Raw genomic sequence first — 1,321 nt, forward strand, 5'->3', positions numbered from 1 at the left:
GTACCTAACTCTGGCTGGGTTCTCGATTGCTTGATTGTTGCGACCCAGTAGTCTTGGCCTTGGCAGGATATAGCCCTCTATTTTCAGAGGCTGAATTCTCTCTTGAGCAATGGGAGATTTGTAGATTCTTCTTATGATAGTCTCTGCAACTTTTTTAGACCCTTGAAGTCTATATTCTAAACTTTTTCTAGAATGCTCGATGACCGAAGCACTGACTTTTTTACCAGGATTTCTGGCATCTTCTATGCTGGCCAGCATCTCCAAAGTTAAGACAGGCGATAGCCTTCGAGACAGATGGGGAAAACACCCTCGACCTGAAGATACTTCGACTACCCAGGAGCTTTCCACTTCCTCTCTAGGTGCACTGTGCTTCTGCAAATGATACTCCGCTAGACTCATGTTCAGCTCTGGCAATTGAATCTCCCACGGCGACTGTTTGGAAAGGATACCCAGATATTCCCAAGTCTGGCGTTTATCGTATGTATTCTGGACCCACTGGATCGGGACATCTGGATAGTTCTCAAGCCACTCATGCAAGGTCCATGGCGTGTAGAAATGGTACTGAACATCTATCTCTATGTACAGCTCACTGTCCTGGTTGACAACAACATCTATTCTTCTTCCTTCGTGGATTTTCCAACCCTCTCCACAATCAACTTCTTCCTTCTTCCACCAAAGTAAGCTGCCTCCTGATGTTTCAACTTCGGTTTTCCCAGAGTACAAAGATTTGAGACACAGCCGTAGCCTCCTACGCTCAAAGCTTTCGAGGGCATCTTTTTCTTGGACATTGGTGCAGTTTAGAACTCTCTGTCCAATTTCCTCTAGTTCCCCGTCCTTTGTCTTAAGTTTATCGGGGTCAACCTTTTCCCGGGCTATAATGCAGCCCTCTAGAGGAACAGCCACTACACCTAGCTGATTACAAACCCTTGCGAGGGCTTTGTGCTCTTCCCCCGGAGCGGGGAGAGGGTTTGGCTTGCAATGGTATCCGTAGAAGGTGAGATCCTCCTGAGTTAGCCTCTTAACGAAGAAGCGATTAAGAGTAACCTCAACTTTCTTCTGGAGTAAATTCATTGGCAGACTCTAGTTTCAAGTTTCTCTCTAGGATCTCTAGGATAAGCTCTAATTCTCCTGCTCTTCACGAGGGATCTCCAAACAACCCTGGCGGAGCCAAATCTCTGCTGATCGCCTCCGCCTGAAACCGACCGCTCATGCCCACCACCTGCCACTCAGCACTGCGATCCCCCTGGCGGAAGCGCAGCCGTCGGGCTCGCAACGGCACCACTTCTACAGCTTCTACCAGAAATTGTTGGTATTCGCCCAA

At 48.1% G+C, this 1,321-nt stretch carries 2 protein-coding genes; both read right to left on the reverse strand.

From position 1 onward, the window contains the following. A partial coding sequence (locus NW820_RS06650) for an argonaute PAZ domain-containing protein (RefSeq protein ID WP_414407034.1) occupies positions 1–1,071 on the reverse strand: 1,071 nt, incomplete at its 3' end. A gap of 64 nt (positions 1,072–1,135) precedes the next feature. After that, positions 1,136–1,321: hypothetical protein (locus tag NW820_RS06655; RefSeq protein WP_414407035.1), on the reverse strand; the 186-nt coding region annotated here is incomplete at its 5' end.

The sequence above is a fragment of the Synechococcus sp. R55.7 genome (assembly GCF_047461955.1).
Taxonomy (GTDB): Bacteria; Cyanobacteriota; Cyanobacteriia; order Thermostichales; family Thermostichaceae; genus Thermostichus.